Origin of the sequence: Cernens ardua (assembly GCF_051251085.1) — a bacterium.
In the GTDB taxonomy this organism is placed as follows: domain Bacteria; phylum Pseudomonadota; class Gammaproteobacteria; order Pseudomonadales; family Halomonadaceae; genus Cernens; species Cernens ardua.
The window spans coordinates 1-25,885 of sequence record NZ_JBPCZH010000005.1; the positions used below are offsets into that span (position 1 = coordinate 1).

The 25,885-nt window shown below is 48.1% G+C and carries 22 protein-coding genes; 12 read left to right on the forward strand and 10 right to left on the reverse strand.

Annotated elements, in window-relative coordinates; genetic code table 11:
* The first annotated feature begins 431 nt into the window (after positions 1 to 431).
* Positions 432 to 1,385 (forward strand): hypothetical protein, encoded by a 954-nt coding sequence (locus LMG33818_RS09455; protein WP_442323138.1) that lies wholly within the window; start codon positions 432 to 434, stop codon positions 1,383 to 1,385.
* A gap of 297 nt (positions 1,386 to 1,682) precedes the next feature.
* On the forward strand, positions 1,683 to 3,104 hold the full coding sequence (locus LMG33818_RS09460) for an APC family permease (protein WP_442323139.1): 1,422 nt from the start codon (positions 1,683 to 1,685) through the stop codon (positions 3,102 to 3,104).
* A gap of 87 nt (positions 3,105 to 3,191) precedes the next feature.
* Here LMG33818_RS09460 and LMG33818_RS09465 read toward each other — a convergent pair whose 3' ends face one another.
* The 5 genes from LMG33818_RS09465 to LMG33818_RS09485 all read right to left on the reverse strand — a co-directional run bounded on the left by LMG33818_RS09465 (position 3,192) and on the right by LMG33818_RS09485 (position 8,437).
* A complete protein-coding gene (locus LMG33818_RS09465; RefSeq protein ID WP_442323140.1) occupies positions 3,192 to 4,103 on the reverse strand; it encodes an NAD(P)-dependent oxidoreductase in 912 nt (303 codons plus the stop codon).
* 93 nt (positions 4,104 to 4,196) lie between these two features.
* Positions 4,197 to 5,633, reverse strand: coding sequence for an MFS transporter (locus LMG33818_RS09470; RefSeq protein ID WP_442323141.1), 1,437 nt, complete (start codon positions 5,631 to 5,633; stop codon positions 4,197 to 4,199).
* 577 nt (positions 5,634 to 6,210) lie between these two features.
* Positions 6,211 to 6,963 carry an amino acid ABC transporter ATP-binding protein gene (locus tag LMG33818_RS09475; protein WP_442323142.1) on the reverse strand — a complete coding sequence of 251 codons (753 nt, stop codon included), beginning with the start codon at positions 6,961 to 6,963 and terminating at the stop codon, positions 6,211 to 6,213.
* 25 nt (positions 6,964 to 6,988) lie between these two features.
* Positions 6,989 to 7,657: an amino acid ABC transporter permease gene (locus tag LMG33818_RS09480; RefSeq protein WP_442323143.1), complete on the reverse strand. Its 669-nt coding sequence runs from the start codon at positions 7,655 to 7,657 to the stop codon at positions 6,989 to 6,991.
* A gap of 15 nt (positions 7,658 to 7,672) precedes the next feature.
* A complete protein-coding gene (locus LMG33818_RS09485) occupies positions 7,673 to 8,437 on the reverse strand; it encodes an amino acid ABC transporter substrate-binding protein (protein WP_442323144.1) in 765 nt (254 codons plus the stop codon).
* Positions 8,438 to 9,161: 724 nt separating this feature from the next.
* On the opposite strand from LMG33818_RS09485, the gene LMG33818_RS09490 reads away from it, so the two are divergent.
* The gene (locus LMG33818_RS09490) at positions 9,162 to 10,613 is read left to right on the forward strand and encodes an NAD-dependent succinate-semialdehyde dehydrogenase (protein ID WP_442323145.1); all 1,452 of its coding nucleotides are present in this window, start codon (positions 9,162 to 9,164) and stop codon (positions 10,611 to 10,613) included.
* 123 nt (positions 10,614 to 10,736) lie between these two features.
* Here LMG33818_RS09490 and LMG33818_RS09495 read toward each other — a convergent pair whose 3' ends face one another.
* From LMG33818_RS09495 to LMG33818_RS09505, 3 genes are all read right to left on the reverse strand, one after another.
* Positions 10,737 to 11,246: a YchJ family protein gene (locus LMG33818_RS09495; RefSeq protein ID WP_442323146.1), complete on the reverse strand. Its 510-nt coding sequence runs from the start codon at positions 11,244 to 11,246 to the stop codon at positions 10,737 to 10,739.
* 197 nt (positions 11,247 to 11,443) lie between these two features.
* A complete protein-coding gene (locus tag LMG33818_RS09500) occupies positions 11,444 to 13,189 on the reverse strand; it encodes a Na+/H+ antiporter (protein WP_442323147.1) in 1,746 nt (581 codons plus the stop codon).
* A gap of 407 nt (positions 13,190 to 13,596) precedes the next feature.
* Positions 13,597 to 14,766 (reverse strand): glycerate kinase, encoded by a 1,170-nt coding sequence (locus LMG33818_RS09505; RefSeq protein WP_442323148.1) that lies wholly within the window; start codon positions 14,764 to 14,766, stop codon positions 13,597 to 13,599.
* 447 nt (positions 14,767 to 15,213) lie between these two features.
* On the opposite strand from LMG33818_RS09505, the gene LMG33818_RS09510 reads away from it, so the two are divergent.
* The 4 genes from LMG33818_RS09510 (at position 15,214) to LMG33818_RS09525 (ending at position 19,573) form a co-directional block, all read left to right on the forward strand.
* Complete coding sequence (locus tag LMG33818_RS09510; RefSeq protein ID WP_442323149.1) at positions 15,214 to 17,409, forward strand: TonB-dependent siderophore receptor; 2,196 nt, start codon at positions 15,214 to 15,216, stop codon at positions 17,407 to 17,409.
* A gap of 210 nt (positions 17,410 to 17,619) precedes the next feature.
* The gene (locus tag LMG33818_RS09515) at positions 17,620 to 18,288 is read left to right on the forward strand and encodes an HAD family hydrolase (protein ID WP_442323150.1); all 669 of its coding nucleotides are present in this window, start codon (positions 17,620 to 17,622) and stop codon (positions 18,286 to 18,288) included.
* Between the two features lie 53 nt (positions 18,289 to 18,341).
* Positions 18,342 to 19,094 carry a formate dehydrogenase accessory sulfurtransferase FdhD gene (locus LMG33818_RS09520; RefSeq protein ID WP_442323151.1) on the forward strand — a complete coding sequence of 251 codons (753 nt, stop codon included), beginning with the start codon at positions 18,342 to 18,344 and terminating at the stop codon, positions 19,092 to 19,094.
* Positions 19,095 to 19,387: 293 nt separating this feature from the next.
* Positions 19,388 to 19,573, forward strand: coding sequence for a hypothetical protein (locus LMG33818_RS09525; protein WP_442323152.1), 186 nt, complete (start codon positions 19,388 to 19,390; stop codon positions 19,571 to 19,573).
* A gap of 5 nt (positions 19,574 to 19,578) precedes the next feature.
* On the opposite strand, the gene LMG33818_RS09530 is transcribed toward LMG33818_RS09525, so the two are convergent.
* Positions 19,579 to 20,472: a LysR family transcriptional regulator gene (locus LMG33818_RS09530; RefSeq protein ID WP_442323153.1), complete on the reverse strand. Its 894-nt coding sequence runs from the start codon at positions 20,470 to 20,472 to the stop codon at positions 19,579 to 19,581.
* Positions 20,473 to 20,875: 403 nt separating this feature from the next.
* Here LMG33818_RS09530 and trpB point away from each other — a divergent pair, with 403 nt between their 5' ends.
* The 5 genes from trpB to LMG33818_RS09555 all read left to right on the forward strand — a co-directional run bounded on the left by trpB (position 20,876) and on the right by LMG33818_RS09555 (position 24,549).
* Positions 20,876 to 22,144, forward strand: a complete 1,269-nt coding sequence (gene trpB, locus LMG33818_RS09535; RefSeq protein ID WP_442323154.1) for a tryptophan synthase subunit beta — start codon at positions 20,876 to 20,878, stop codon at positions 22,142 to 22,144.
* On the forward strand, positions 22,141 to 22,953 hold the full coding sequence (trpA, locus tag LMG33818_RS09540; protein WP_442323155.1) for a tryptophan synthase subunit alpha: 813 nt from the start codon (positions 22,141 to 22,143) through the stop codon (positions 22,951 to 22,953). Before trpB ends, trpA begins: the two co-directional genes overlap by 4 nt.
* A 438-nt stretch (positions 22,954 to 23,391) precedes the next feature.
* A complete protein-coding gene (locus LMG33818_RS09545; protein WP_442323156.1) occupies positions 23,392 to 23,790 on the forward strand; it encodes an I78 family peptidase inhibitor in 399 nt (132 codons plus the stop codon).
* A 202-nt stretch (positions 23,791 to 23,992) separates the two neighbouring features.
* Positions 23,993 to 24,400 (forward strand): hypothetical protein, encoded by a 408-nt coding sequence (locus tag LMG33818_RS09550; RefSeq protein WP_442323340.1) that lies wholly within the window; start codon positions 23,993 to 23,995, stop codon positions 24,398 to 24,400.
* Entirely contained in the window at positions 24,328 to 24,549 is a 222-nt protein-coding gene (locus tag LMG33818_RS09555; protein WP_442323332.1) for an N-acetyltransferase, read from the forward strand. Before LMG33818_RS09550 ends, LMG33818_RS09555 begins: the two co-directional genes overlap by 73 nt.
* 11 nt (positions 24,550 to 24,560) lie before the next feature.
* On the opposite strand, the gene LMG33818_RS09560 is transcribed toward LMG33818_RS09555, so the two are convergent.
* On the reverse strand, positions 24,561 to 25,607 hold the full coding sequence (locus tag LMG33818_RS09560) for an acyltransferase family protein (RefSeq protein WP_442323157.1): 1,047 nt from the start codon (positions 25,605 to 25,607) through the stop codon (positions 24,561 to 24,563).
* Positions 25,608 to 25,885 lie beyond the last annotated feature (278 nt).

The window sequence follows — 25,885 nt, forward strand, 5'->3', positions numbered from 1 at the left end:
TTAGCGCCGATGGTAGTGTGGGGCTTCCCCATGTGAGAGTAGGTCATCGTCAGGCATCTATCCCAGAGAACCCGTTGTGTCGGAAGGCACAGCGGGTTTTCTTTTTGTCTGGAGGAAATATACCTCGTCAAATGCAGGATAAGGCTCTGTAAGCAAAACTTACGCATCCCTCTTGACCCTTCTGCCTATTCCTTGCGCCATCCCTCTTGACCCTTCTGCCTATTCCTTGCGCCATCCCTTGTTTTCATGACGTTGCTTTTCATGAAGCTGAAGAAATACTCTGGATTGTGAATATCCCTGCCTCATTGAGTTATACTGCGATAATACCGATTATTTTTTCCCGCCAAGCTGATAGAGTAGTACCTGAAAGAGGTAATCCGCAGTAAAGCAACTGCCGTTAATCAGTTTGTCGATGTCAGATTGGAGTTATCTTGAATACCAAGGTCGTAGGCAAGTCTCTGTTGGGTATTGTTAGTCTGATTGTTCTTGTTGTCAGCCTGACCTTTATCCTTTGTGGAATTTATATAGAGTGCACTCAGCAGAATGGCACAGGTTATGAGCTGGCCTTTGTGAGCCTCATTGTCTTTGCTTTTGCTCTCTGGGCAAACCTGTACGCTCGGAAGGGGCTGAATACGGCTCAGTTTGCTGATGAGCAGGCATCGCTTCGTAAAAGAAAGAATTCTGATGCCCCGATGCTACGTACGGGGGATGAATCGGACACTGACCATGAAATGCCGAAGTTACATCTTTCTTCGGAAGATGAGCATCATGAAACGCTAGCGTATAGTACAGAAGAACAACATACTGGTCGTCAGAATGAGCTAGGGCATGTAGATGCTTCTAATCACGAAGAAGCGTCTCATACGCCTCCTAAATGGTGGTATGCCGACAATCGAGAGGAACCAACCCTTAAGTTTGCTCATCGCCATGATGCTGTCGATTCTGACGAGGCAGGCCCCATTGTAGTTCGTCAAAACGATGATGATCTGCATGAAGAGTCTGACTTTGAACGCGAAGATGAATCTGAATATCAACAGGAGCCGGTCTCGCCCATTATCCCCAATGATCAGGATGATGAGTCTGCGCTCAAAAGCAAACATGGGTGGTTTGGATTCGAAGAGTATGAAGAACCTGAATGGGTAGAAGAAGAAATATCATACTCGGAAAAGGATGAAGTGACTGATGAGGAGTACGATCAGCCGGAGTCTATATCAAATCAATCCACTCCAACCGCTACTCTTCACGATAAAACGTCAGAGGGTTCTCATGGCAACCATAACCTGGAACAGGCCCCTTCGACTATCCAGGGGATTCATCCTGCACCTCAGCAAAAACCTCGTATTCGTGTAACGGCCAAAGTTCAGGAAACAATACCCAAAAATTGAAATATATGCGTTTCGTAGAAGAATAGACACATTGCTATTGCCTGGCCGCAGATCTATTTCCAGGGTTGTATGAGTTAATCCAGGCATTTTATACCTCCAGCCCAAACAGGCGATATAGGGCTATGATGTATATTTGTAGCCGCTATATCCTGACTACCCCTATATTTTGACCTCAAAAATTTATAAAAATTGATAACAACAGCTGGTCTTTAGAATTCTATTACGGGAATTGCCGTATTTCCCAGTGACAAGTGAAGTTATTCGGTCGGCCAATACAATTAGATGAAGGTGATAAAGATGAGTATTAACAATAATACGCAAACTCATCGTACCGATTCCGTACGTTCCCCAATAGGATTAAAGAAAGATTCGATTGGAATTGCTCATGTCGTCTTTTTCGTCATAGCCGCTGCTGCACCCATGACAGCCGTTATTGGCGTTACTCCTGCGGCTATGGCATATGGTAATGGCGCTGGGGTCCCCGGGACCTTTATTATCGCTGGCATTATTTATCTCCTCTTTTCACGCCCATACTCTGCCATGTCGTTGTACATCCAAAAAGCCGGGGCTTTTTATGAGTACGTCACGGTTGGCTTGGGAGCTGCATTGGGCCGGGCAAGTGGCGTCATGGCAGTACTGGCATACTTTTCTGTACAACTAAGCATTTACTCTCTGTTGGGGATTTTTATGCGAAATACGATGCTTGGCATCGATGTTTCACTGCCCTGGTGGTTATGGACACTGATTACTCAAATCTTTATTTTTATTTTTGGGCTGAGGAATATCGAAATATCCGGCCGGATTTTGGGGATTTGCATGATCGCAGAAATTGCGATTCTATTACTTCTTGATGTAGCAATACTGCTACATGGAGGAGGGCCTCAGGGAATTGGCCTTACAGGTTTCGGTATATCCCAGGTATTCTCACCGGGGTTGGGAGCTTCCATGGCTCTTGTAATGGGGGCATTCATTGGATTTGAAGCGACGGCCATTTTTGCAGAGGAAGCCAAAACACCCAAACGAACCATTCCTCGTGCTACGTATAGTGCGGTTATTGTCATTACAGCTTTCTATACTTTATCCAGTTGGACTATTTTGCAATATTACGGAGTCGAGAATATCCAGGAAGCGGCCCGGGCGAATCCCAATACGCTTTATTTCAATGCAGCACATATGCTACTTGGCCACTGGGCTGTGGATATAATGAATTTACTGATGTTGAGTAGTATGTTTGCCTGCCTTCTTTCATTTCATAATAGCCTTAATCGCTATTTGTATTCCCTGGGACGTTATATGAAGGTTTACCGAGGGCTTTCACATCTACATCAACAACATAAATCGCCTTATATAGCAGGTATTGTTCAGTCTTCAGCGATCATTATTACGCTTTTCTTGTGTGGTATTAGTAGGGTGGATGTCTATTCTACTGTCTATCTGTGGATGGCGGGTATCGCCATTATTGCCATCGTCGCCGTGCAGATTCTGGTAATGATATCGGCAATGGTATTTTTTCGACGTATTGAACATCATTTTTCAATCATGACTAGCATCATTACGCCTGTATTGGCTTGTTTGGGACTTGGCATATGTCTTGGACTCATTATTTCACGGCTGGGTCTACTGACAGGTATTCATGGTCTTTCTACATGGGTATTCCCGGGCGTTGTGATCATTGCAGCAGTTATTGGTATAGGGACAGGTACAAGGAAAAAGACCTGAGCCGAGGGGAAGCAAGGAGGGATATGAGGTTTCTTCCAGAAGCTTGTGCTTGAATCTCCGCCTGTAGGGAAGTCTTACATCGCTCATTTATTTGCTTTGGCTACTTTGTGACTCGATCCAGTTTTGAACAACGGACATATCTTTTTCGCCCATTTCATTTTTTGCAATGTCCCCGAAAATCGTACGTAGAGTGTTTAGCTGTGGTGTATAGACATGGTGTCGATGGCTTTCATCTTCGGCAAAGGTGAGATCCTTTAGCAAAAATTTGGCTGCCCCGGATACGTGATAGTCCTTTTGAATCAAACGTCGCTTGCGTGATTCCAGTAAGTGGCTTCCTGCATATCCACCTGCTAGAGCCCTGAATAATTGTTCCAGTTTAATGCCCGCACGCTCGGCAATAATACTAGCTTCGCTCAAGGCCGTAATCGTTGAGGCGACTATCATCTGATTGCAGGCTTTTGTAATTTGCCCGGTTCCCAGTTTCCCCATGTAAAGAGGTGTTCCACATGCCTCCATAATCAGGGATATCCTGTCATAAAGTGATCTATCTCCTCCCATCATGATAGAGAGGGTTCCCTCTTTTGCGCCCTCTGTTCCACCACTCAAGGGTGCATCCATTATAGTTATTTTGCCATGTGTCATCGTTGTCAGCTTTTCCGACAGCTCACGCACTCCTTGCGGCGATGATGTTGAACAAATCACGATGACGATAGGATGCCTGGTCCCCGCCAATATCCCATCAGTGCCTTTGAGTAATGCTTCAAGTTCAGGTAAATCTGGAAGCACGGAAATAATAATATCACTGTCAAGAGCAAGATCCTTGGGAGTCTCACGCCATACACCGCCAATTTTCTCCAGCTCTTTAAGTTTCGTGCGACTTCGTCCTGTAATATTTACGACACTGACCAAAGGAGAGGCAAGTAAATGTTCGGCCATTGGAGATCCCATATGTCCCAGCCCTAACATACCGATCCTGAATAGAGGTTTTCCTTCTGTCATATCATCGTTCCAATAATTTATTTATAGTGATAAAGAAAAAACGCCGTCAGAAACGGCGTTTTTGGTTAGAAGCATATGATTGAATGAAAAATATTATTTGATGGAAATAGGTAGATTAGATGCCATGACAGGTGTTTTTTTGCCTATAGAATGACGGGTGGATCTTGTTTTTCTAGAAGGTATATTATTAAAGGCATCGTCGGTTTCGCCAAGATCTCTTCCTTTTGTTTCCGGCGTTGTAAAAGTAGCCCAAATAGTGAGGGTTGCCAGAACCATGACATACAACGCAAGCGGTACCCACGAGTTCGCGAATAGTGCCAGCAACAGCGTACCGATGAAAGGTGCGATACCACCGGCAATTACCGCGCTGAACTCTCGTGTAATGGCTACACAGATATAACGGTTACGGTTGCCAAAGAGTTCGGGAAGTGCTGCGCACTGTGCTCCCAACATAATATTGATGCTAAATGCATAGGTGATTGCGAGTACGGGAATAATCATCCAGCTCGAACCATGTGCCATCAGGGCCCAGGCAGGAATGGCCAGTACCCATTGTACGATGGCTCCGATTCTGTAAATACGCATCCGACCATATCGATCACTCAGGGCGCCAGCGAAAGGAATGATAAAGACACTCAACGCTGCACCTATCGCAATCGCCAGGGGTCCTTTCCATGGCGCTATCCCCACAATATTGGTGATGAAGCTCACTGCCAGTGTTTGGTAAATGGCGGAACTCCCATTTTCTGCCATACGCAGCCCTATACCACGAAGCATGCTGGGTAGCGAAAATTTGAAGGCATCACGCGTCGGATGATTGGCAACCTGTTCCTGACGTTCCAGTTTGACGAACGTGGGGCTCTCTTTCATTTTCATGCGTACATAGACTGCAACGCTGATCAAAAGTGTAGAAAGCAGGAAGGGAACACGCCACAACCAATCCATGACCACTTGTTCATTAACGATACCTAATAGAAAGAATACACCCGATGCGATAATAATCCCTACCATGATTCCGACGAAGGGGAGGGATGCAACGTAGCCACGACGATTGGGGGGAGCATATTCAGCCATTAATACCGTAGCGCCTGCCTGCTCGGCACCGGCTCCCAGCCCCTGCAATACCCTGAGAAGAACAAGCAAAATGGGCGCGGCGATACCGATGGTTTGACCCGTCGGCAATATTCCAATCAAGGTTGTTGAGCCGCCCATGAGAGCGATTGTGATGATGAGAATTGCTTTTCGTCCCAAGCGATCACCCAGTGCACCAAAAAAGATTCCACCTAGCGGCCGTGCCATGAAGCCTACGGCATAAGTGGCGAATCCCGCTGCAATCCCTGCAGACGCACCTAGTTCAGGAAAAAACAGGCGGCCAAAAATGAGGGCCGCGGCGAGCCCATATAAAGCAAAGTCATAGTACTCAAGAGCGCTTCCTACGCAGCTGGCCCATGTTGCTTTACGCAGGTTATCCAGATAATCAGGATCTTCCCAGGCGGAATTGTCTTTTGATTGTGTCGGATTTGGTGCCATTGCCAGCCTCCCGTTATACAAAGACGGTACCAATGCGTCTATGTAACCGATCCCATAATATCGTTCGTACAAATAAGACTATTTAGGTGGATAAAATAGTTCCTAGATGTTAATGGTATGAAGTAGGACGGTAATTAAATTATTGATGCTCACTGGAGCAGTTATCTTCTAAATAAAAATCACTCGTTAGTGTGTTTTCAACTAATGACTAATTCTCAAAGGGAAGTAATAGGACTTCAGCAGTTCTAAAAAATAGAGACAATATTGGAATTGGTTTGCAAGCCCTTGAATACCAATGATTCGAGTGTATAGAAGTTGACAGATAAGTCGTTTAAACGTTGGTCTAAATAAGACTATTACCCTATAAGACATATATTTATTTAATTTATAAGTTTTTTATAGTTTGTTGTTAATAAAACTACATTTTATGGTATGTATTTATATAATGAGAGGTTGAAAAAGAAGACAATATTTAAAATGTGAGTAATTTTATTACCAAACCAACCTCGTGCTGAGGTTGGTTAATGTACATACATGAGTTCAATTTGGAGGTTTTGGTTGCACTCATGGCAAAACGTTAACTAACTCGCTCAAGAAATGCCGCTGTTCTTGGGTCTGTTGGATGGTTGAAGATGTGTTCAGGGGGGCCTTCTTCAATAATGTTGCCACCTTCCATGAAAATGATTCGATCCGCAATCTCTCGGGCAAAACGCATCTCGTGTGTGACGATGAGCATGGTCTGATGGCTTCGTGCAAGATCCTTTATAACGTTTAGCACCTCATCGACCCATTCCGGGTCCAATGAGGATGTAGGTTCATCAAAGAGTATTAGCTCAGCGTTGGCAGCCATCGCACGTGCAATGCCTACACGTTGTTGCTGCCCTCCCGAAAGTTGACTGGGATAGCTATTCGCCTTGTCTGCAAGGCCCACTCGACCAAGAAGTTGCCGAGAATGCTCATAGGCTTTTTCCTTTGGCATTTTGTTAACAACAATGAGCCTTTCCGCAATGTTTTGCAGAGCTGTCTTATTGGCAAATAAGGCATAGTTCTGAAATACAAAAGCCGTATGTCTGCGTAGCATCAGTGTTTGGGATTTTGATGCATGCGCAAGATTTGCAATAAAAAGTGTCCCGAGTGTCAACTGCCCTGTGTCTGGCTTTTCCAGCAGGTTAATACACCGAAGCAGGGTGGACTTTCCTGTTCCTGATGGGCCGATGACCACGACAATTTCACCTTGTTGAATGGTGATATCTATGTTGTTGAGCACCGTGTGTTCACCATAGCGTTTGGTAAGGCTACGCAGGGTGAGGGCATTATTTTCCGAAGTCATGAAGATATCCTGTCAACTGGAAATTCTAGCGGCTATAGGCATGGTTTAGTTTATGCTCTAGCCACCGTTGAGCGAAGGAGAGTATTTCCACCATGACCCAGTAAATGATGGCAACAGTCAGGAATGTTTCGAAATACAGAAAATTGCTGGCGGCCTCTTTCTGGGCGGCACTCATAAGTTCGGTTACACCCAATGTGAAAGCCAGCGAGGTGGACTTTATGACGTCAATGAAGTAGTTGACCAGTGTTGGCACCGCGACTCTGAAGGCCTGGGGGAGCACGATCCGTCGCATCAGCTGACTTTGTGTCATACCGATAGAGAGCGCTGCGTCTACCTGGCTGTGCGCCACCCCCGTAATGGCCGCTCTTATGGATTCTGACATGTAAGCCGCATAATTGAGCGAAAGGCCCAATATCGCAGCTTCAATACCATTGATGGATGTGAGCGAGGCAAACAGCTGCGGTAATCCATAGTAAAACAGAAAGAGCTGCACCAGTATGGGGGTGCCTCTAAAAAAAGAGACAAAAACAAGAGTTAGCTGATTAAGCACCGGTATACGCAATACCCTGATTACAGCAATCAGCATGGCTAATATCAGGGCAAAAAACATGGATGCCACGGCAATTTCCAGAGTGAGTGGAATATAACCGATGAGGTAAGGCACCAATTGCAGCATGTAGTGATAATTCAGCATGGTCGAACTCTTCTATCAATGTGCTGATTCGGGGGCATCCGTCAGGTTACTACCCAGCCATTTTTCGGACAGTTTGGCCAGGGTGCCATCCTGTTGAAGCTGGGCGAGTGCTTTATCTATATTGGTTTTCAGTGCTTCACCCTGCGCATTTTTGCGGAAAGGATAGGCATTCTCGATAATCGAAAATGGCTGACCTACCATTTTCAGCGGCAAGTGAGACATCTTGATAATCCGGGCAATACTGGAGCGATCCATAACGAAAGCGTTGAGCCTGCCCAGCACTACATCCTGCTCGATACCACTGTCATAGGTACGGATATTGATCTGTTTTGCGTTTGGTAATTGCTGCAAGAGCTGTTCGAAATTGGAGCCCAGATTAACACCGACACTTTTACCGCTCAGATCGGCGGGAGAGTTGATGTTATTGGTTGAATTCTTCACCGCAAGCTGCGCACCGTCATAAATATAGGGTGTAGAGAACAGATACTTGGCTTTGCGCTCTGGAGTGATAGTGATCTGGTTGGCGATCGTATCGATACGACCTGCATCCAACATGCCAGCAAGGCCAGAAAAGCTTGCTGTCACAAACTGGACGTTATCTCCCAGCTTTTGGCCGATGGCATTCATCAAATCCACCTCAAACCCCTGGAGTTTTCCAAAGTTTTCGAAGGTATAGGGATAATAGCCACCCGACATGCCGACGCGAATGGTGTCAGCTTTCGCCATAAGCGGGCTTGTCAACAAAAGACCGGCAGTGATAACAGCGAGTAATTTTTTCATGAGGTACCTTCCATAAGGAATCATTTCAGGCGATAAACATGCATGAGACCACAGCACTACATGTTCATCCAAAGTCTAATAGGCGCACAATACAGCTAAAATGGGTAAATGGGAAAGAACCGGCATTTATAAACATAGTGTTATAATCTGTTAATAAACACTGGCTTAGGATAAATGAATGCAGGAAAATAAGTAGGGCATAGTGGTAAGGATAGGCTAATAATGCACACTGCGCCTATGCCCATATGTGACTATCTTTATGGGCGCTTGCTACTGAGAGGGAGCGTTTCACTCTGAGGGAGCGTGTTACTACATCGAAGTTACTACATCTAAGTTACTAGATCGAAGTTTTCTTCCTGTTTCGCTTTTGGTTGCTGTTGTGTGTGTATCGCAATGTTGAGCTACACGTAGATGACAGTATCGCTTATGGTGAAGCGAAGGGTATATGATGATAAAGTTTTTCGAATAATGTCCCCGGGTTGATTTTCATGCATTTTCACCCAACTATATTAGTAAGAAAGCAGGACTTTATTCACTGGGGGAAGTGGGCATGATTATTTCCACCAGAAATGCCGAACAGCGTTGAATACGTCCAACAAGTCTTGAGCACTTACACCGCTATAAAAATAAAATATTGCGCGCACAGGGGCTGGGGAATTCCACCCCTTCATCCTGATTCAAGCCGTTTTATGCTCTCACCCCACTTACCTGACAGGAGATTTTCATGAGTAATTCCAGTCAATATCCGGATATACAGCTTTTCATTGATGGCCAATGGCGCGATGCAAAAGGTGGCAAAACGATTGATGTTGTGAATCCCGCGACAGAAGAAGTTATCGGTAAGATCGCTCACGCAGAACAGGCAGATTTGGATGATGCGCTTGAGGCTGCCGAGAAAGGTTTCAAGGTGTGGCGCAACGTTTCGGTTCTTGAACGCCATGGCATTATGAAAAGAGCGGCTAGCATCCTGCGTGAACGTGCAGATTATATTGCCGACATCATGTCACAGGAGCAGGGTAAACCGGTTCAGCAGGCCAAGTTGGAGACGTTGGGTGCGGCCCACACTATCGAATGGTTTGCCGAAGAAGGCCGCCGTGCTTATGGGCAGGTAATTCCTTCACGTGATCCTGATGTGCGTCAGATCACAATCAAGCAACCGGTTGGCCCCGTGGCTGCCTTTACGCCATGGAATTTCCCGATCAATCAGGTGGTGCGTAAATTGTCTGCTGCCGTATGCGTTGGGTGTTCCATCATCGTTAAGGCGCCTGAAGAAACACCGGCTTCTCCGGCTGAATTGATTCGTGCCTTTGTGGATGCAGGTATTCCGGATGGCGTTGTCAATCTGGTCTATGGTGTGCCGAGTGATATTTCCGAATACCTGATCCCGCATCCTGTTATCCAGAAAATTTCGTTCACCGGGTCGACCCCCATTGGTAAACACTTGTCTGCCTTGGCCGGTCAGCACATGAAACGTGCCACGATGGAGTTGGGTGGACACGCACCCGTTATCGTTTGCGATGATGCAGATATTGAGCTTGCAGCACGTGAGATGGCGAGCACCAAATTCCGTAATTGTGGTCAGGTCTGTATTTCACCCACGCGTTTTCTGATTCAAGATGGTGTCTTCGATAAATTCCTTGATCTCTTCAAGACTGAAGTGGAAAAACTCAAGGTCGGTGCAGGTGATGAAGAGGGCGTGGATGTTGGACCCCTTGCGAATGAGCGTCGTATCCCAGCTTTGGAATCGATGATCAAGGATGCGACTGAAAAAGGCGCGAAGCTGGTAACGGGGGGGAAACGCCTGTCGAGAAAAGGCTATTTCTTCGAGCCCACTATTCTGGCCAATGTTCCGGTCTCCGCTTCTATTATGGAAGATGAACCCTTCGGGCCAGTGGCTATTGTGAATAGTTTTGCGACACTGGATGACGCAATTACTGAAGCAAATCGTTTACCCTACGGATTGGCTGCCTATGCCTATACCAATGGGCAGGCAAATGCGTTGCGAATTTCACGTGATGTTGAAACCGGTATGTTGACGTTAAATCATGTGGGCTTGTCCATTCCTGAATTGCCTTTTGGTGGGATCAAGGACTCAGGATATGGAACCGAGGGTGGAAGTGAGGCAATTGAGTCTTATCTTAATACCAAACTTTACACTCAAAAGGCGCTCTACTGATACGGCCTTGGTAATATGACATTCCTAGGGTGAAATAATCGGGAGGCCTCTACACGGTGTTAATCACCGTGGGGAGGCCTCCCTTTTTTGCTGTTCGTGTATTGCCCTTGTATTGCTACCAGCCTATTGACCGCAACAACGTTTGTACTTCTTGCCACTACCACAGGTACACGGCTCATTCCTTCCCGGTTTCTTGCTGGCAGATATTTCATCAATCATGTCGCCTCTGATGTAATACCAAGAGCCTTGTTCCTTTACGAAACGTGAGCGCTCGCGCAAGGTCCGAAGGGATTCTTTCTGATCAGGTAGTCGAAAGCTGGCGCGGAATTCCACTATAGCTTTGTCATTCTTTTCTCGAACATCCAATATTTCCAGTGCTTTCCAGTCTACCTCTCTGACAGAAAGCCCAGCTGCATTGAGTTGAGCCGCATCGGGAGCTTCTGGATGCCAGGTTTCGAGCAAATAATGGCCTAATCCACCGAGTGCGAATGCGCTGTAACGCGAGCGCATCAATGCAACGGCACTTTGTGCGACATGACGATGATAGTGCAGAGGAGCGCAGCAATCAGAGTAGCTTGACCCTGAACAGCAAGGGCACGCTTCTGTACTGTATTCACTGAGTAATGGAGACATGTTCGTGGATGTAGTTGAGAGGTGGATGTAGTTGAGAGGTGGCTGTAGTTGAGGATGACAAGTGAGCCATAATCACGTAATTAAAACCGAAAACAGCATGTATCACATCATAAGAGATACCTGACTGAAATTCTTGTTAGCGATTAGAACATGTCACCCTGTCGCGAAAACGATTAACTCTCCAATCCGAACGCTGGTCAGGAAACTGCATAATCCCCTTGCTCGGAGCCGGCCAACAAGCCCGTTTCACGAAGATCCAGCTCTCTTACCAGACTATTCAGAAGTTCATCATTGATTTTGTTGTGATTACGTAAACGATAGTATTCCGCACGCTCCGCATGGAGGGCTTGCCGAACCAGAGCCTGCCAAACCTGCCTTTGGAGTCTGGAAAGTTGTTCACCCGCTTCGGTAGAGCCCTCACTTATGCGTTCACGGTAGGCATTGAGGATTTGAGTGCTCTGCTCTGCATAGACAACAATACGATTGTCCTGTTTCGTTTCAGCCTGACTCTCCTGTCCATCACCCTGTTCCAAGGCAGCCTGCTCAGCGTGTACCTTTTCCACCCAATTATGTCGGCAGGCCTCAATACGCCGAATAGCGGCTTCGGCGGCACATTTTCGAGCCCAGGCCTCTTCGTCATCGTGGCTATTATCCTTGGGTAGATCCAAACCATTCAATAACCAGGGGATACCGATACTACCGGACAGCAGTGTCAACAGAATGACGCAGGTAGCAATAAATATCAGCAGATCCCTTGCAGGAAAAGGGGAGCCATTAGCGAGTGTTTGGGGGAATGACAAGGCCGCTGCTAGCGTGATTGTACCTCGTATACCCGCCAGCGTAGCGGTTAGCACCAGCCGTAATGAATAGGGCCGGCGTGCTTTTCCCCTTTTTCTGAAACGTTTGACTATGTTGGCAATAAAGACGGCGCTGGATACCCAGATAAAACGCATGGCCAACAAGGCTAATGTAATGATCACTCCATAAAAGCATAGTTTTACCAGCACCATATATTCGCCATGCTTGAGTGGCTCTGCAAAGGCGCCACCAAGGATGTGAGGAAGCTGGAATCCCAATAGCAGGAATACCAGTGAATTGAGTACAAATTCAATGGTTTCCCACATACTGCGTGTTTTTAATCGAGTCTGGATTTGATCCTGGCGTTTCAGGTCGGTGGCATTGACCACAAGCCCTGCCGATACAGCGGCCAAAATACCCGACATGCCAAAATGTTCGGCAAGAAAGTAGACCGCAAAAGGTAACAATAATTGAAGCAGGACAATCTGGGTAACCGAGTTCTCCCCCCCATGCCGGTCGATCAATTGGGTTCTCAGGATACTGAAGAGCCAGGCAATCAACGCACCCAGTATAAGACCACCGAAGGCAATGAAAATGAAGCTGAGTGCCACTGCCTTGATCGAAAAAACGCCCGTTAATGCAGCCGCTACGGCGAAGTTGAATGCGACAAGCCCTGATGCATCGTTCATCAACGATTCGCCCTCCAGCATGTGGAGCAGGCGTGGGGGAACAGGCAACTTACCTGAAATAGCTGAAACGGCGACTGCATCTGTGGGGGAGAGAACGGCGGCTAATGCAAAGGCAATGGGTAAAGAAATTTGCGGGATTAGCCAGTTGATCAAAAAACCAACAATGAGTACTGTAAACAGAACCAGCCCCAGGGCTAGAGCGACAATCTGCTTGCGCAAGGCCAGTAGCTCACGCTGCGGAAAGCGGCGTGCATCCGAAAAGAGTAACGGCGCAATGAACAATAACAGAAAAAGCTCAGGCTGAAGCGAAACATGTATTCCCTGTGCGGGCCATGCCAGCAGAGCGCCAAATGCAATCTGAACCAATGGTGTTGGCAAGGATGGGACGAAACGCGCCGCAATACCTGTGGCAGAAGCAACAAACAGCAATATCAGGACGAGGTATATGGTATCCATTCTTGGTCAACACGGTAAGCGGTAAACGGGAAGTCAGCTCGGTTGTATCTACGTGATAATGTGGTTATCGAGCGTAGGCTGACGGCATGAAAGTACATGAAATGAACAGCATAAGCGACTGTATCGCTGTATTTACAGAGATAGCTTGGCTGAAAGAGACAAAATAAGGCTATATGTTACTTCTTGCATGAGTAAGGCAATGCTTTACATCACCATCAAGAAGAGAGAACTCTGTATTTTGCGACGCCGCCTTTCCCAGATAGTTAACCCTTTCATGGGGGCCAACAGGGCTCACTGTACTTACATGATTATGCTACCATCATACCATGAGAAAAATGTAAAGTGTGTCAGTCTTAAGTAACAATATGCCTGATATAAATGGCAATATTAATCACTTCATGTAGCGATTAGTGTGCCTGATGTAGTTGACCCTGACGGTTACTGGCACGCCAGAGCCGAATGATTTCTGCTGAACGCGATGTCAGATGTTTCGCAGTTTGATCAAGGGCGACGGAGAGCGTTGTTACTCCTTCGCTTAACGCGAATGCAGCTGTAATTCCCTCTTCATGTGCCTGTTGCCAACCATCTCCCAAATGCCCTACCAGTGCGATACAGGGGATATTCATTCTCTTGGCGATACGTGCAGCGCCCACAGGCGTTTTCCCTCCCAGGCTTTGGGCGTCCAGAGCACCTTCACCCACGATTAGCAGGTCAGTATCAGCGAGTAGTTGTTCAAAACCAATCTGTTCTGTCACTAGCTCGATTCCCGGGCGCAGGTCGGCGTTCAAAAAGGCTTTGGCAGCAAACCCCATCCCCCCGGCAGCCCCAGCACCTGCCACTGCCCGATAGTCAGCACCCAGCACATTGGCGGTATAGTCTGCCAAACGTGTCAGTGCCTTATCCAGTCGCTCAATATCCCTAGGGCTGGCGCCTTTTTGTGCACCAAAAACATGGCTGGCACCTTTCGGACCGGTAAGCGGGCTGGATACATCAACAGCCGCCTGGACCTGCGTCTGGCGAAGACGAGGGTCCAATCCGCTTAGATCAATATAGGAAAGTTGCGCCAGCGCTATACCGCCCGGGGGTAACGGTTTCCCTTCACGGTCAAGTAACTGACCGCCCAGTGCCTGAAGCATGCCGGCGCCACCGTCGTTGGTCGCACTACCACCGAGCGTCAACAAAATTTGATCGACACGATGATCAAGAGCTTCTTTGATAAGCTGACCAACGCCGAAGGTTGAAGTTATTCGTGCGTCGCGCTCTTCAGGGGCAATATCCTGAAGGCCTGCTGCTTCAGCAAGTTCGACAATCGCTGCGCTCTTGCCATCCCCAACATGATGAAGTCCCCAGCGTGCCTGTTTTTTTCTTCCCAGAGCATCGTTCACCTGTAGCGTCTTGAGCTCGATCCCCTCAAGACATAAAAGTGCGTCTAATGTTCCTTCTCCACCGTCTCCCAAAGGGCACTCAATAATCTGACTCTCAGGCCATGCATTACGTACCCCTTGTGCCATGGCAGCAGCTGCTCCTGAGGCGGATAGGGCATCCTTGTAACTATCGGGGGCCACGACCACTTTCATGGAGTCTCCTTTTATGTCGTTTGGGATATTTATCTGTCGAGATCATCGAAGGAACGGAGTCTTAAGGGAAACGAAAGTGATAATCAATCTCGTTTGATGCCTAATACATGTGAAGTCGGAGCCTTGTAAGGGCGTTATCCGTTTTCTTCATATTTGCAGCGGCCTATTGCGGGCAACCGTTATTGCCGCGTTAAGCCGTATCCAGTTCATCCGGAAATTCATGATGAGCTGACTCACATTGACATTATGCTGCCATCAGTCATGCCATTTGCACACCCTTTATAAAAAGACTTTCCTACACAAGCGCATGCTTAAGGTCTTGTAGAGAGATGTAACATTGGGAATTGCTTATGAAGGGATCTCAGGAAACATTGTGTTCCGTCAGCAATGCCGTGCAATACAAAGGTGAATGACTCGCTTATGGCGCTGTTTTTAGGGATTTCTCAAATGTCTCATCCTGCTCGCATTGCCTGTTATCTTACTGTCAGCACCCTTGGATTTTGGACATCTGACCTTTACGCGTCGGACGCCGAGAGAGATTCGAAAGCCTCTTATAGCACCCGTTTTGAAACGCTCACGGTGATGGGAAATGCCCTTTATTCCATGCCCCCATCGGAGCAAATCGGTGGTTATTCGGTCGATTCCGCTTATGTTGGCACGAAGACACCTGCGGCACTTCGTGACATTCCCCAGTCAGTCAGTGTGGTGACATACGATGTTATCCGTGATCAGAACGATCACACGCTCGACCAATTGGCTCGCAATGCTCCTGGCCTTCGCATACTGACTAATGATGCCGGGCGGTCTTCCATCTATTCGCGTGGGTATGAATATGATTCTTTCGAAATCAATGGGCTCTCGGCACCGATGAGCAGCATGATGGGGACCGTTCCTCAGTTGGCAGCGTTTGATCGTGTTGAGATCATGAGTGGCCCTTCTGGTCTGTTTGATAGTTCGAGTGAAATGGGGGGAATCATTAATCTGCGGCTGAAGCGTCCCACCCGTGAGTTTCAGGGTAGTATCAAGGGCAGTTATGGCAATTGGCAGCAGCGTTATCTGGAAAGTGATCTAGCGGGACCTTTTGACAGGGCCGGCCATCTTCGAGGCCGCATTGTTATTGCCAATGACTATTCCCACGGTTTTATACGCCATAATACGAATGATGATAATACGTTCTATGGTACGCTCGCGGCTGATCTTGACGCTGATACAGAGTTGAACCTCTCCTTCCTGCGTCAAACGTACCATATCAATCCCTACAACGGACTGGGAACGCGTACCAACGGTGCACTCTTGAATGTACCAAGGAGTACGTCATTTGGTGCTCATTGGGATACGTTTCGTAATCAATCCAATGACTGGATTGGCGAACTGGGCCATCATTTCGAGAGTGGTGGTTATGGCCATATAGGGGTTCGATATAGCCATCGGGATGTGGCTTTCAACTACCTCTTTGGGGGTGGGCGAGGTGTATCCCCTACGGGCAAGACGCTTGTTGCAGGGATGGGGATGAAAGCGCGGCAGAATGCAGTGTCTGCGGATGCCAATTTCAGCCAGCCTTTTTCTACTTATGGGCAGGTCAGTGAATTTGTCATAGGTGCTGATTATAAGCGTTACAGCACACTGACAAGGCAGGGGAGTGGTATGAATCTGTTAGGGCAGCCCATTGGATATCGCGATATAGCGGGGCTTTCCCATATCAATATTCTGGGTGTTGCAGAAGGTACCTCGAGACGACCTGAAGGATATACAGGCAGGCTTGGGTTCGCCCATCAGCGAACCGTGCTGGAAGATTATGGTCTTTATTCGAAGCTTACGTTCCGACCTGTCTCTCGGCTGGCACTCATTGGGGGTGTTCGCCTAAGTGCGTATCAGCAAACATTGCATGACTACAAAGCACCTCAGCGCGATGCGAAGCGACATGAACACCTCAAGGTAACTCCTTACGGAGGACTGGTAGTTGATCTGAACGACGCACATTCCCTTTATGGTAGCTATTCACGTGTGCTGAATCCCCAAACCCAGATGGGAGAAGGGGGGACTATGCTGAAAGCACGCAAGGGTGAGCAATATGAAGCGGGTATTAAAGGCAGTTATTATGATGGGAAACTGAATGCACGTGTCAGCGCATTCAGGCTTTATGACAAGCATCGCGCTGCTCCGATTGTTAATCAGCCCGGGCGATATACCGCATTGGGGAAAACGCGCATACAAGGAGCAGAAGCTGAAATTTCCGGCCGTTTGGTGGATAACCTGAATGTGGTCGCCGGATACACGTATCTTTCCACGAAGGTATTGCAGACCGGTGATGTGCGTCGTGATGGTCTGTTCCTGCTCATGCCGAAGCATGTGGGCAATCTATGGGCAGATTACAAGTTCACCCGTGGCTGGTTTGATCGCCTAACCTTTGGTGCAGGCATGAATGTGCTGAGTGATATCAGTTCCAGTCAGGGGATTCATGGACCCGGTTATGCTGTTGTAAATGCCATGTTGGCCTATGACTTTACTCCACGGCTACGCGCGCAGTTGAACGTCAATAATATTTTTGACCGGAAATACTATGAGCGCGTAGCGTTGTTCAATACCTTTAATATGTATGGCGCTCCGCGAAACGGGATGGCGACGCTTACCTATCAGTTGTAGCGACAACAAGTTTAGTAACAGCCAGTTTAATGGTAGGTTTTGCTGGTTGAATGGGTTCAGTCAGAGGCGTTACCCGTTATTTCAATGTCTCTGGCTGACGCCGATTTAGCAGTACCATCAGGCTCTCTGTCAACATGGCCGGGGATCTTTGTTATTGTTGGGCTTATCCACGCTTGCTTCGTCCCACATTATTGTTATCGAGGAATAGCCATGACGCTAAAAGCTTTATTATTCGATTTCGATGGCACTCTGGTTAATTCCGAACCTACCCATTTCAAAATATGGCAGACATTACTGGGAGGCTATGGGTGCCGCTTCACAGAAGAAGAGTTCGAAAACCATTACGCTGGTTTACCTATTGTGGCAACGGTTGAACGGCTCATTTCCCACTTTGGGCTTTCGGTTTCAAAGGATGACCTGATCCAGCAAAAGCTGGCAAAAACACTGGAAGTGTTTGGTGAACATCCTCCCGCGCTGATGCCTCATGTTTTATCCACGTTGGAGTGGGCCAAAGCACAGGGACTTCGCTTGGCATTGGTTACAGGGTCGAGTCGTGATGAGGTAATACCCGTATTCGATCATTACCACTTCGAACGTTTCTTCGATACTGTGGTAACCCGCACAGATGTCGTGAATAGCAAGCCAGATCCCGAATGCTACCTGAAAGCATTGGATGCGTTGCATATTCAGCCAGACGAAGGCATAGCGCTTGAGGATACACATTCAGGGGTAATGGCGGCACATAATGCACACCTGGATGTGATCGCGATTCCCAATGAACAAACAAGCGATCATGATTTTGCGCATACTGTTTATATAGCCAAAGGTCTGGACGATGCCCTGGGCTGGATCAAAACGAATAGATTGGATGCACGATAAATAGGCTGGTATCGGGATGTCCTTTGGCAAACTGGATCAGGAGCAATCCCTGAATGATCGAAGACTATCGTAACAAGCCTGCACAGGATATTCATGGCCCTGAAGAGGTACCCGTCACACTCGCTTTGAATGAAGTCGAATATGCGACTTCACTGGTGACCCCCAGTTGCCTTGAAGCGTGGGCTATTGGTTTCTGTTATACCGAAGGATTGATCGAAAATGCAGCGCAGGTTGACACCATCGAAAAGGAGCCATTGAGGCATGGTTGGTTGGTGCGTTTGCGTGTAGATGCACGATTGGCAGATATGGCTTCCCGACAACGGCGAGTAGGAACGTCCGTCAGTAGTTGCGGCCGCTGCGGTAGTGCATCAGAAACCGTCATGATGCTGGGCCTGAAACAACTCGCTCCCCAGCCCATGATTACCGAATCCGTCTTGCAGGTTGGTCTCAGGCAGTTATCCGATCAACGACGTTCCGGTATGCATGTGGCACTTGGCGTATACAAGAACGAACATGGCGAAGCTGCAGCACCCGTGACGGGATTCGATATTGGCCGGCATAATGCTCTGGATAAATTGATTGGTCAGGTATACAGAGGCAACCTGCCATTGCCCTCTGTTGTCATCATGTCGAGCCGATGCAGTCTCGAGCTGGTACAGAAGGTGATTCGGGCGAATATTCCCGCCTTGGCCACGTTGGCGATTCCCTCAACACTGGCTATTGAGACCGCTCGACTGTGTGGCCTACAGCTCTATTATTGTCATCGTGGGGAGCGTATTGAACTGTTATCGGGACGCACCCTCTAAGCTTTAGCACTCGGCGTTGAAGTTGCGGAGGGTATTGAAGTTGTGGAAGGCATTGACGTCGCGAAGAGTGTTGAAGTGGCGCAGTATGTTGAGGTGTGAAGATACTGAACTGTCGAGATGCCGTTTGCGTACAGGTTCTATTCGTACCCCAGGGGATCACACGCTATCGGGTCTGCGCTTTCGTCATAATGTCTACCGAATCTATACACACACTTACTGAACATGATGGAAAAATAGAACTTTTAAAGAGCCCTCGTCGGGACGGGGGCTTATTGCCACAAGGATAAGGGCTTATGAGATTTTTGATGTTGATGATGTCTGCTGTGTTGATTGCCGGTTGTTCCAGTGGGGGTGGAGTTTCAGGGGGGAGCTGTAGCAAGTCCCAATGGACACGCCAAACCTGTGCCGGAACCGATTCACAATGTATTCAGCGCCAGATGGATCAGATCAAACACTATGAAGATTGCCATCGCCGCTGATCTTCCTACTCCATGACAATCCAGTTAGCCAAATCTGCCAACTGTTGTGTGAGCCGTTTGTCTGCAGTTTTGCGATAGATGAGCGTCAGACAGGCCTCTGTCGGAGTAAACCCCCACGGGGCAATGAGTCTACCCCGTGTCAGGGCGTCTTCCACCAGCATTTGTGGGGCGATGGCAATGCCAAGCCCAGCTTCTGCCGCTTCCAATAGGTAATAGAGATGCTCGAAAGATTGCCCTTGCTGCAGCCGTTCGAGGGGTATCTCATGTGAACGGAACCAGGTAGGCCACGCCTGTGGGCGCGAGATAGTATGCAATAATGGATGGTCGTACAGTCGTGTAGGAGGTAGAGGCTCATCGATAGGCAGTCCTATCTTTTCAGCAAAGGAGGGAGCGAGCACTGGCCCTATTTGTTCCTTCTTTAGTGGCTGAACCTTGTATGTACCTGATGAAACCGAGTGCATGAAGCCAATATTTGCATCCACGCCTTCTGCAAGTGAGTCCTCATCCCCCGTCACTAACCGTAGGTGCAAGTGCGAAAGTTCGCTTTTCAAACGTTCAAGACGCGGGATAAACCAGCGAGCCAGTAGACTGCCCGGGCAGTTGATAACGAGGGGCGTTTCCTTTTGTCGCTGTTGAAAATCGTGTCGAGCAGAGCGTAACTGATCAAGAGCCTGTGTTACCTGATCAGCAAAAGCACGGCCTGCCTCATTCAAAACAAGGCGTCGGCCCTGGCGAACGAACAACTCCCCACCCAACTCTTCTTCCAGCAGGCGAAGCTGCCGGCTTATTGCGCCATGCGTGACGTTTAGCTCTTCTGCAGCCGCACTGGCAGTTCCTCGCCGTGCTGTGGCCTCAAACGCACAAATTGCTTTTAGGGAGGGGAGTGTATTCGATGTCATCAAATTATCCTCACAAGAGTGCGCTATAACGTTTATACAAGTGAACCGATCAGGGTATGGCTAACAATGAGGCGACTAACAGTATCTCCTCGAATGGGGCCCGAAGCCGCTCTGAAATAAAAATATTTTCAGCATTCTAGAAGAGTTATATGTGAGTTTATCTCACATGGACGATAAAATTTATCGTTTTTCATACACGGTTAGATGTTTTATTGTGATCAGCATGTTGTCGCATATGAATGCAGGCTAAAGGTAAGCTGTCCTCTTCCTGAATGAGGATGAATCATGTCACTGCATTATCTATCAATTTGATACTTTTTTTCCTGTTTCAGATGATTCATTTTTCATACGCATAGCGAAACAAGAGAACTAGCGAGACAAAAAATTTCAAAAAGGATTATCCATGAGTACGCCAGAAACCATGAACGAAAATACGGGGGAGGGGCCTGATAGCGCAGGTTTCTTCGGGCAGTTTGGTGGTCGTTTTGTTGCTGAAACCCTGATGCCGCTGATTCTGGAATTGGAACAGGCCTATCGGGATTCCAAACACGACGAAGAATTTCGTCGCCAGCTTGCGTACTTTCAGCGTGATTATGTCGGTCGTCCGAGCCCCCTTTATTACGCCGAACGCCTCACAGAAGCACTGGGTGGTGCCAAGATCTTCTTCAAACGAGAAGATCTGAACCATACCGGTGCGCATAAGATCAATAACTGTATTGGTCAAATCCTTCTAGCGAAAAAAATGGGTAAAACGCGCATCATTGCCGAAACCGGAGCGGGTATGCATGGTGTTGCCACGGCGACGGTTGCCGCGCGTTTTGGCATGAAGTGCGTCATCTATATGGGCTCGACCGATATTGTCCGTCAGGAACCCAACGTATTCCGTATGCGACTGCTTGGCGCGGAAGTGGTACCCGTGAAATCCGGTACAGGTACGCTAAAAGATGCCATGAATGAAGCCTTGCGTGATTGGGTCACTAACGTAGACGACACCTTCTATATCATTGGTACCGCAGCCGGGCCGCATCCTTATCCTGAGATGGTGCGCGACTTCCAGTCTGTCATCGGGCGCGAGGCACGTGAACAGATGATCGAACAGGAGGGGCGTTTGCCTGATTCACTTGTGGCCTGTATTGGTGGCGGGTCGAATGCGATTGGGTTGTTCTCCCCCATGTTGAATGATGCCTCAGTTGAAATGGTGGGTGTTGAAGCAGGCGGCCATGGCATCGATTCCGGCGAGCATGCAGCTAGCCTTAACGGCGGGCAACCCGGTGTATTGCACGGTAACCGTACCTATTTGCTACAAGATGAAGATGGACAAATCAAGGATGCCCACTCTGTATCTGCTGGATTGGATTATCCGGGGGTGGGGCCCCAGCATTCTCACCTGTTCGAAACAAAACGGGTCCGCTATGTATCGGTAACAGATGATGAAGCCATTGAAGCATTCAAACAGTGCTGCCATTTGGAAGGCATTATCCCTGCGCTTGAATCTGCACATTCGGTTGCCTATGTCGCCAAGTGGGCGCCTACATTGCCGAAAGATCACCTGATGATTGTCAATATGAGTGGTCGTGGTGACAAGGACATGAACAGCGTAGCCGATTATCTGAAAAGCCAGGGTGAATATCTGGGCTTGCCCGGACAGGAAAAAGAGGAGTCACAGGGATGAGTACACGCATAGACAAACGCTTTGCCTCCCTTCGTGAGGAAAATCGAGCAGCATTGGTTACCTTTGTGACAGCTGGTGATCCCTCCTATGAAGACTCACTGGATATCGTTAAAACATTAGCCTCCCATGGTGCCGATATCATCGAATTGGGTATGCCTTTTACTGACCCAATGGCGGATGGCCCAGCGATTCAAAAAGCGGCTTTGCGTGCACTGGAAGGCGGCCAAACCCAACGCAAGACACTGGAGCTGGTTAAGCAATTCCGTGCTTCTGATAAAGAGACCCCTATCGTATTGATGGGTTATTACAACCCGATTTACCACTACGGTGTTGATCGCTTTCTGAAAGATGCCGTGGCAGCGGGTGTTGATGGATTGATCGTGGTTGATTTGCCGCCGGAGCACGACGACGAACTGTGTATTCCAGCGGGTCAGGCCGGTATCAATTTCATTCGATTGGCGACGCCAACTACGGACGAAAAACGGTTACCCAAAGTATTGGAAAATACATCCGGTTTTGTCTATTACGTCTCTGTTGCGGGGGTGACAGGTGCCAGAGCACCGACACCTGCGGATGTAGAACGCTCCGTGGAGCGCATCAAGGCGCACACACAATTACCGGTCGGTGTGGGCTTCGGTATTCGTACGGCTGAACAGGCAGCCACCATCGGTAAATTCAGTGATGCCGTCGTCGTAGGCTCTGCGCTGGTTGACTGCATTGAAAAATCCGATACGCCGCAAGCGGCTATTGCATCGATAGGCGAGCTTACGGCAAGCTTGGCGGAAGGCGTGAAAAAGGCTCGTCACTAATCGAAGCGTGTGACTTCGCGTATTGAAGAAATGGCAATCATATTTGCAGGGCATGGTGAAATATCATGCCCTGCGCTACGATCAAGCCATGCTCCCGTGACGTATCACTCATAGTCATCGCTGTTCGCTATAGTTAAGAATAATCATCAACATGTGATGAACACCGGTGTGGGAACGATCCCCCGCCTGAGGGTTGCCTACCCCGCTATATACGACTAACGTTAGGAAATGCCTCTTCGCAAGGTAAATACTGGGCGGTGGCTAAGAAGTAGACATGTCGTTGCGTAAAGATAGGCATATCACCACGGTAATCATCCAGTGCCGTTTATCTATATGCCTAACTACTATCGTTTCAAGGCTCTTCCCATGTGCGCGACATATTCGTAATGACGCAAGGCCCCTTGGTAAACTGCCGAGGTTTGTTGATAGGAGAATTTTATGAAGGTTAAAACACGAGTATCAGGCGCCGTAGTTGCCACGACACTACTTTTTTTAGGCGGCTGTGCCTCGACCTCAACGCAGTATCAAGAGACGGACGTCGCCCCCGAGGGTGCCAATGCCTATTCGTTGTCCGCCCCGGGGAGTGATCAGGCGGCGGGTGCCTACAAAAATGATCCTCAAGCATTAGTGAGCGCCCATTGTGATGCGCAGTCACTGGCTCGCTATAATGGGCAACACGGAACGTCCCAACTCTACAGCCAAATGATGCAGCAGAGTGGTGCGAGTATTCAGCGTATTTTGACTCCCCAATCCATTATGACAATGGATTATCGTAACAACCGGCTGGATATTCGTGTGGATAATCAGGGTAACGTCCTGAATGCCACTTGCGGATAATGCCACTTGCGGTTAATGACGTTGGCTATCATCAGGCTTCCCAGGGGTATTGGATAGTCGAGAAATGTCACATGCAACGGTTATTGAGCCTGCGCTATACATCGGGTTGATTGCTATCAGCCCGATATTTTCCTTCACACGGCAATCACTTGCCCGATTATCTGATTTGCTTGACCTTTAATAACTATAAAATGAGGCGGGTATGATTCGGATTGTGGATTATGAAGACTGGGGAGGCGGCCCTGCGCCTATCGCCGAGCATTTTAAAATTTGCTGGCAGGATGAGCATGATAGTGCTGAAAATGCTACGGCAAGTGCTTACATGATGTCCATGCTGGACGAAATCAGCGATGAATCCCTGACATGGATCAAGCGGGAAGAGGCGACTTTGCTGGTCGCGATTCAGCAGACGGATGGCTCTGATGGCATACTGGTGGGGACTCTCGTTTTCATTACGCCCTCAGGAATTGATAGCCCCAAAATGATAATCAAGTGGGCTGGTTCTGGGGGCTCTATATTCATCCTGACCATCGCGGGATGGGGATTGGTAGCCAGCTACTGTCTGCTATGGAATCCAGGGTTCTTACAGGTCAATGCCTTTGTGCCATAGTGGATGTCAATAATGAAGCAGTTGTACGTTTCTATGCAGGTCATCACTATCACAAGCGTCCATTGCCTCCCGAATGGCAGGAAAAAATGCACGAGAACGAGGTGAATATGGGAACGTCGTTCATTATGGTAGGCAAGGTTATCATTTAAAATAACGTACGTTATTCTTTGACTGTAGTACGCTCTTTTCGTGGCGTTGATAACCCGAGGTGATTTTTCAACCAGCGTGAAGCGCCTTTTTCAATAAAAGTGAAGCTGAGCCACGAGAAAAGCACGATGAACGGAATACTCATGATCAGGGTCTCGATCGGGCTAAAGCCCAATAGCTGATGAAGCGTATAGGCAGCGCACCACAACACGATAATATGGACCAGATACACGGAATACGACCAGTCTCCCATATGCTTAAGCACCGGAATGTTAACAAATAGATTTTCCATGCTGATCAAGGCGCCTATCATCACGAGAGCAGGAATCCCCCACGTGAAGAAACGGTACGGATTCAGGTCTCTGGACTGCAGGATGATGGCAATACAGCCCACCACGATCAACGCGGGAATCAGCAGCCATTTTCCATTCAGGCGAGGAATCCAGCCCTTCTTGAAGACAATGGCGAGGCCGATGCCAAGCAGAAATTCGTAAATAACGGGTTGCCGATAGAAATTGGAGACCCATTCGCTTTGATACGCCCAGCCGACGAGCGAGCATACCAACAGGACTGCAAGCCATGGCCGATAGCGTTCGGGAAAAATCAGTGATACTGAAAACAACAGGTAGAACATCATTTCGAAATTCAGTGTCCAGCCTACCGGTAGAATAGGGTAGAAACCGAACCCTGCGGGATTCTGCGAGGGAACAAAAAAGAGTGATTTCAACAGGGCCGTGACACTCACCCCATAGACAGGCATGACATGGTGCGCAAAATAGATAATGCCTGCCGTAATCAGGGTGAATAGCCAGTAGGTGGGCGCTATTCGGATGATCCTGTCCATAAAGAATATACGCATGGGCTGCTTGCGCCGTGTGGTGGACAGATAGATAACGAAGCCACTAATGATAAAAAAGATATCCACACCGACTTGCCCACGCGTAGAAAGCAGATGTTCGGCTGTATTGTGTGCATGGAAATTGAAAAACACTTGCATGAAATGGTGAAACACCACGATCCATGCGGCCAGGGCGCGTAAGGCTTGAACAGAAATCAGCATAAAGCATGCTCTCGTATCAGAGGGCGTTTCAATGAAAGCCGGCAGGTGCGAAGTGGTAACCCAAGGCAGCTATTATTGATGATTGTCTTGCGGGTTTGAGTGTGTAATGTGAAGGCATGAGTGTTCACAGTATCTGCCTTGAACATATGGGCTTCCGACAATAACGACTGAATAAAAATAACGGACACTTAGTGTGACCCTGTTTTTTCAATTTCGATCACCTATTATGCAAAAAAATTGCACAACAGCGCTTCTTTGCGAGGAAGCGGGGCCATGTA

Bases quoted from the DNA above. Each gene is read 5' to 3' on its own strand.
- LMG33818_RS09460 (WP_442323139.1), top strand. From the start codon at position 1,683: ATGAGTATTAACAATAATACGCAAACTCATCGTACCGATTCCGTACGT.
- LMG33818_RS09465 (WP_442323140.1), bottom strand. From the start codon at position 4,103: ATGACAGAAGGAAAACCTCTATTCAGGATCGGTATGTTAGGGCTGGGA.
- LMG33818_RS09470 (WP_442323141.1), bottom strand. From the start codon at position 5,633: ATGGCACCAAATCCGACACAATCAAAAGACAATTCCGCCTGGGAAGAT.
- LMG33818_RS09475 (WP_442323142.1), bottom strand. From the start codon at position 6,963: ATGACTTCGGAAAATAATGCCCTCACCCTGCGTAGCCTTACCAAACGC.
- LMG33818_RS09480 (WP_442323143.1), bottom strand. From the start codon at position 7,657: ATGCTGAATTATCACTACATGCTGCAATTGGTGCCTTACCTCATCGGT.
- LMG33818_RS09485 (WP_442323144.1), bottom strand. From the start codon at position 8,437: ATGAAAAAATTACTCGCTGTTATCACTGCCGGTCTTTTGTTGACAAGC.
- LMG33818_RS09490 (WP_442323145.1), top strand. From the start codon at position 9,162: ATGAGTAATTCCAGTCAATATCCGGATATACAGCTTTTCATTGATGGC.
- LMG33818_RS09495 (WP_442323146.1), bottom strand. From the start codon at position 11,246: ATGTCTCCATTACTCAGTGAATACAGTACAGAAGCGTGCCCTTGCTGT.
- LMG33818_RS09500 (WP_442323147.1), bottom strand. From the start codon at position 13,189: ATGGATACCATATACCTCGTCCTGATATTGCTGTTTGTTGCTTCTGCC.
- LMG33818_RS09505 (WP_442323148.1), bottom strand. From the start codon at position 14,766: ATGAAAGTGGTCGTGGCCCCCGATAGTTACAAGGATGCCCTATCCGCC.
- LMG33818_RS09510 (WP_442323149.1), top strand. From the start codon at position 15,214: ATGTCTCATCCTGCTCGCATTGCCTGTTATCTTACTGTCAGCACCCTT.
- LMG33818_RS09515 (WP_442323150.1), top strand. From the start codon at position 17,620: ATGACGCTAAAAGCTTTATTATTCGATTTCGATGGCACTCTGGTTAAT.
- LMG33818_RS09520 (WP_442323151.1), top strand. From the start codon at position 18,342: ATGATCGAAGACTATCGTAACAAGCCTGCACAGGATATTCATGGCCCT.
- LMG33818_RS09525 (WP_442323152.1), top strand. From the start codon at position 19,388: ATGAGATTTTTGATGTTGATGATGTCTGCTGTGTTGATTGCCGGTTGT.
- LMG33818_RS09530 (WP_442323153.1), bottom strand. From the start codon at position 20,472: ATGACATCGAATACACTCCCCTCCCTAAAAGCAATTTGTGCGTTTGAG.
- trpB (WP_442323154.1), top strand. From the start codon at position 20,876: ATGAGTACGCCAGAAACCATGAACGAAAATACGGGGGAGGGGCCTGAT.
- trpA (WP_442323155.1), top strand. From the start codon at position 22,141: ATGAGTACACGCATAGACAAACGCTTTGCCTCCCTTCGTGAGGAAAAT.
- LMG33818_RS09545 (WP_442323156.1), top strand. From the start codon at position 23,392: ATGAAGGTTAAAACACGAGTATCAGGCGCCGTAGTTGCCACGACACTA.
- LMG33818_RS09550 (WP_442323340.1), top strand. From the start codon at position 23,993: ATGATTCGGATTGTGGATTATGAAGACTGGGGAGGCGGCCCTGCGCCT.
- LMG33818_RS09555 (WP_442323332.1), top strand. From the start codon at position 24,328: ATGGGGATTGGTAGCCAGCTACTGTCTGCTATGGAATCCAGGGTTCTT.
- LMG33818_RS09560 (WP_442323157.1), bottom strand. From the start codon at position 25,607: ATGCTGATTTCTGTTCAAGCCTTACGCGCCCTGGCCGCATGGATCGTG.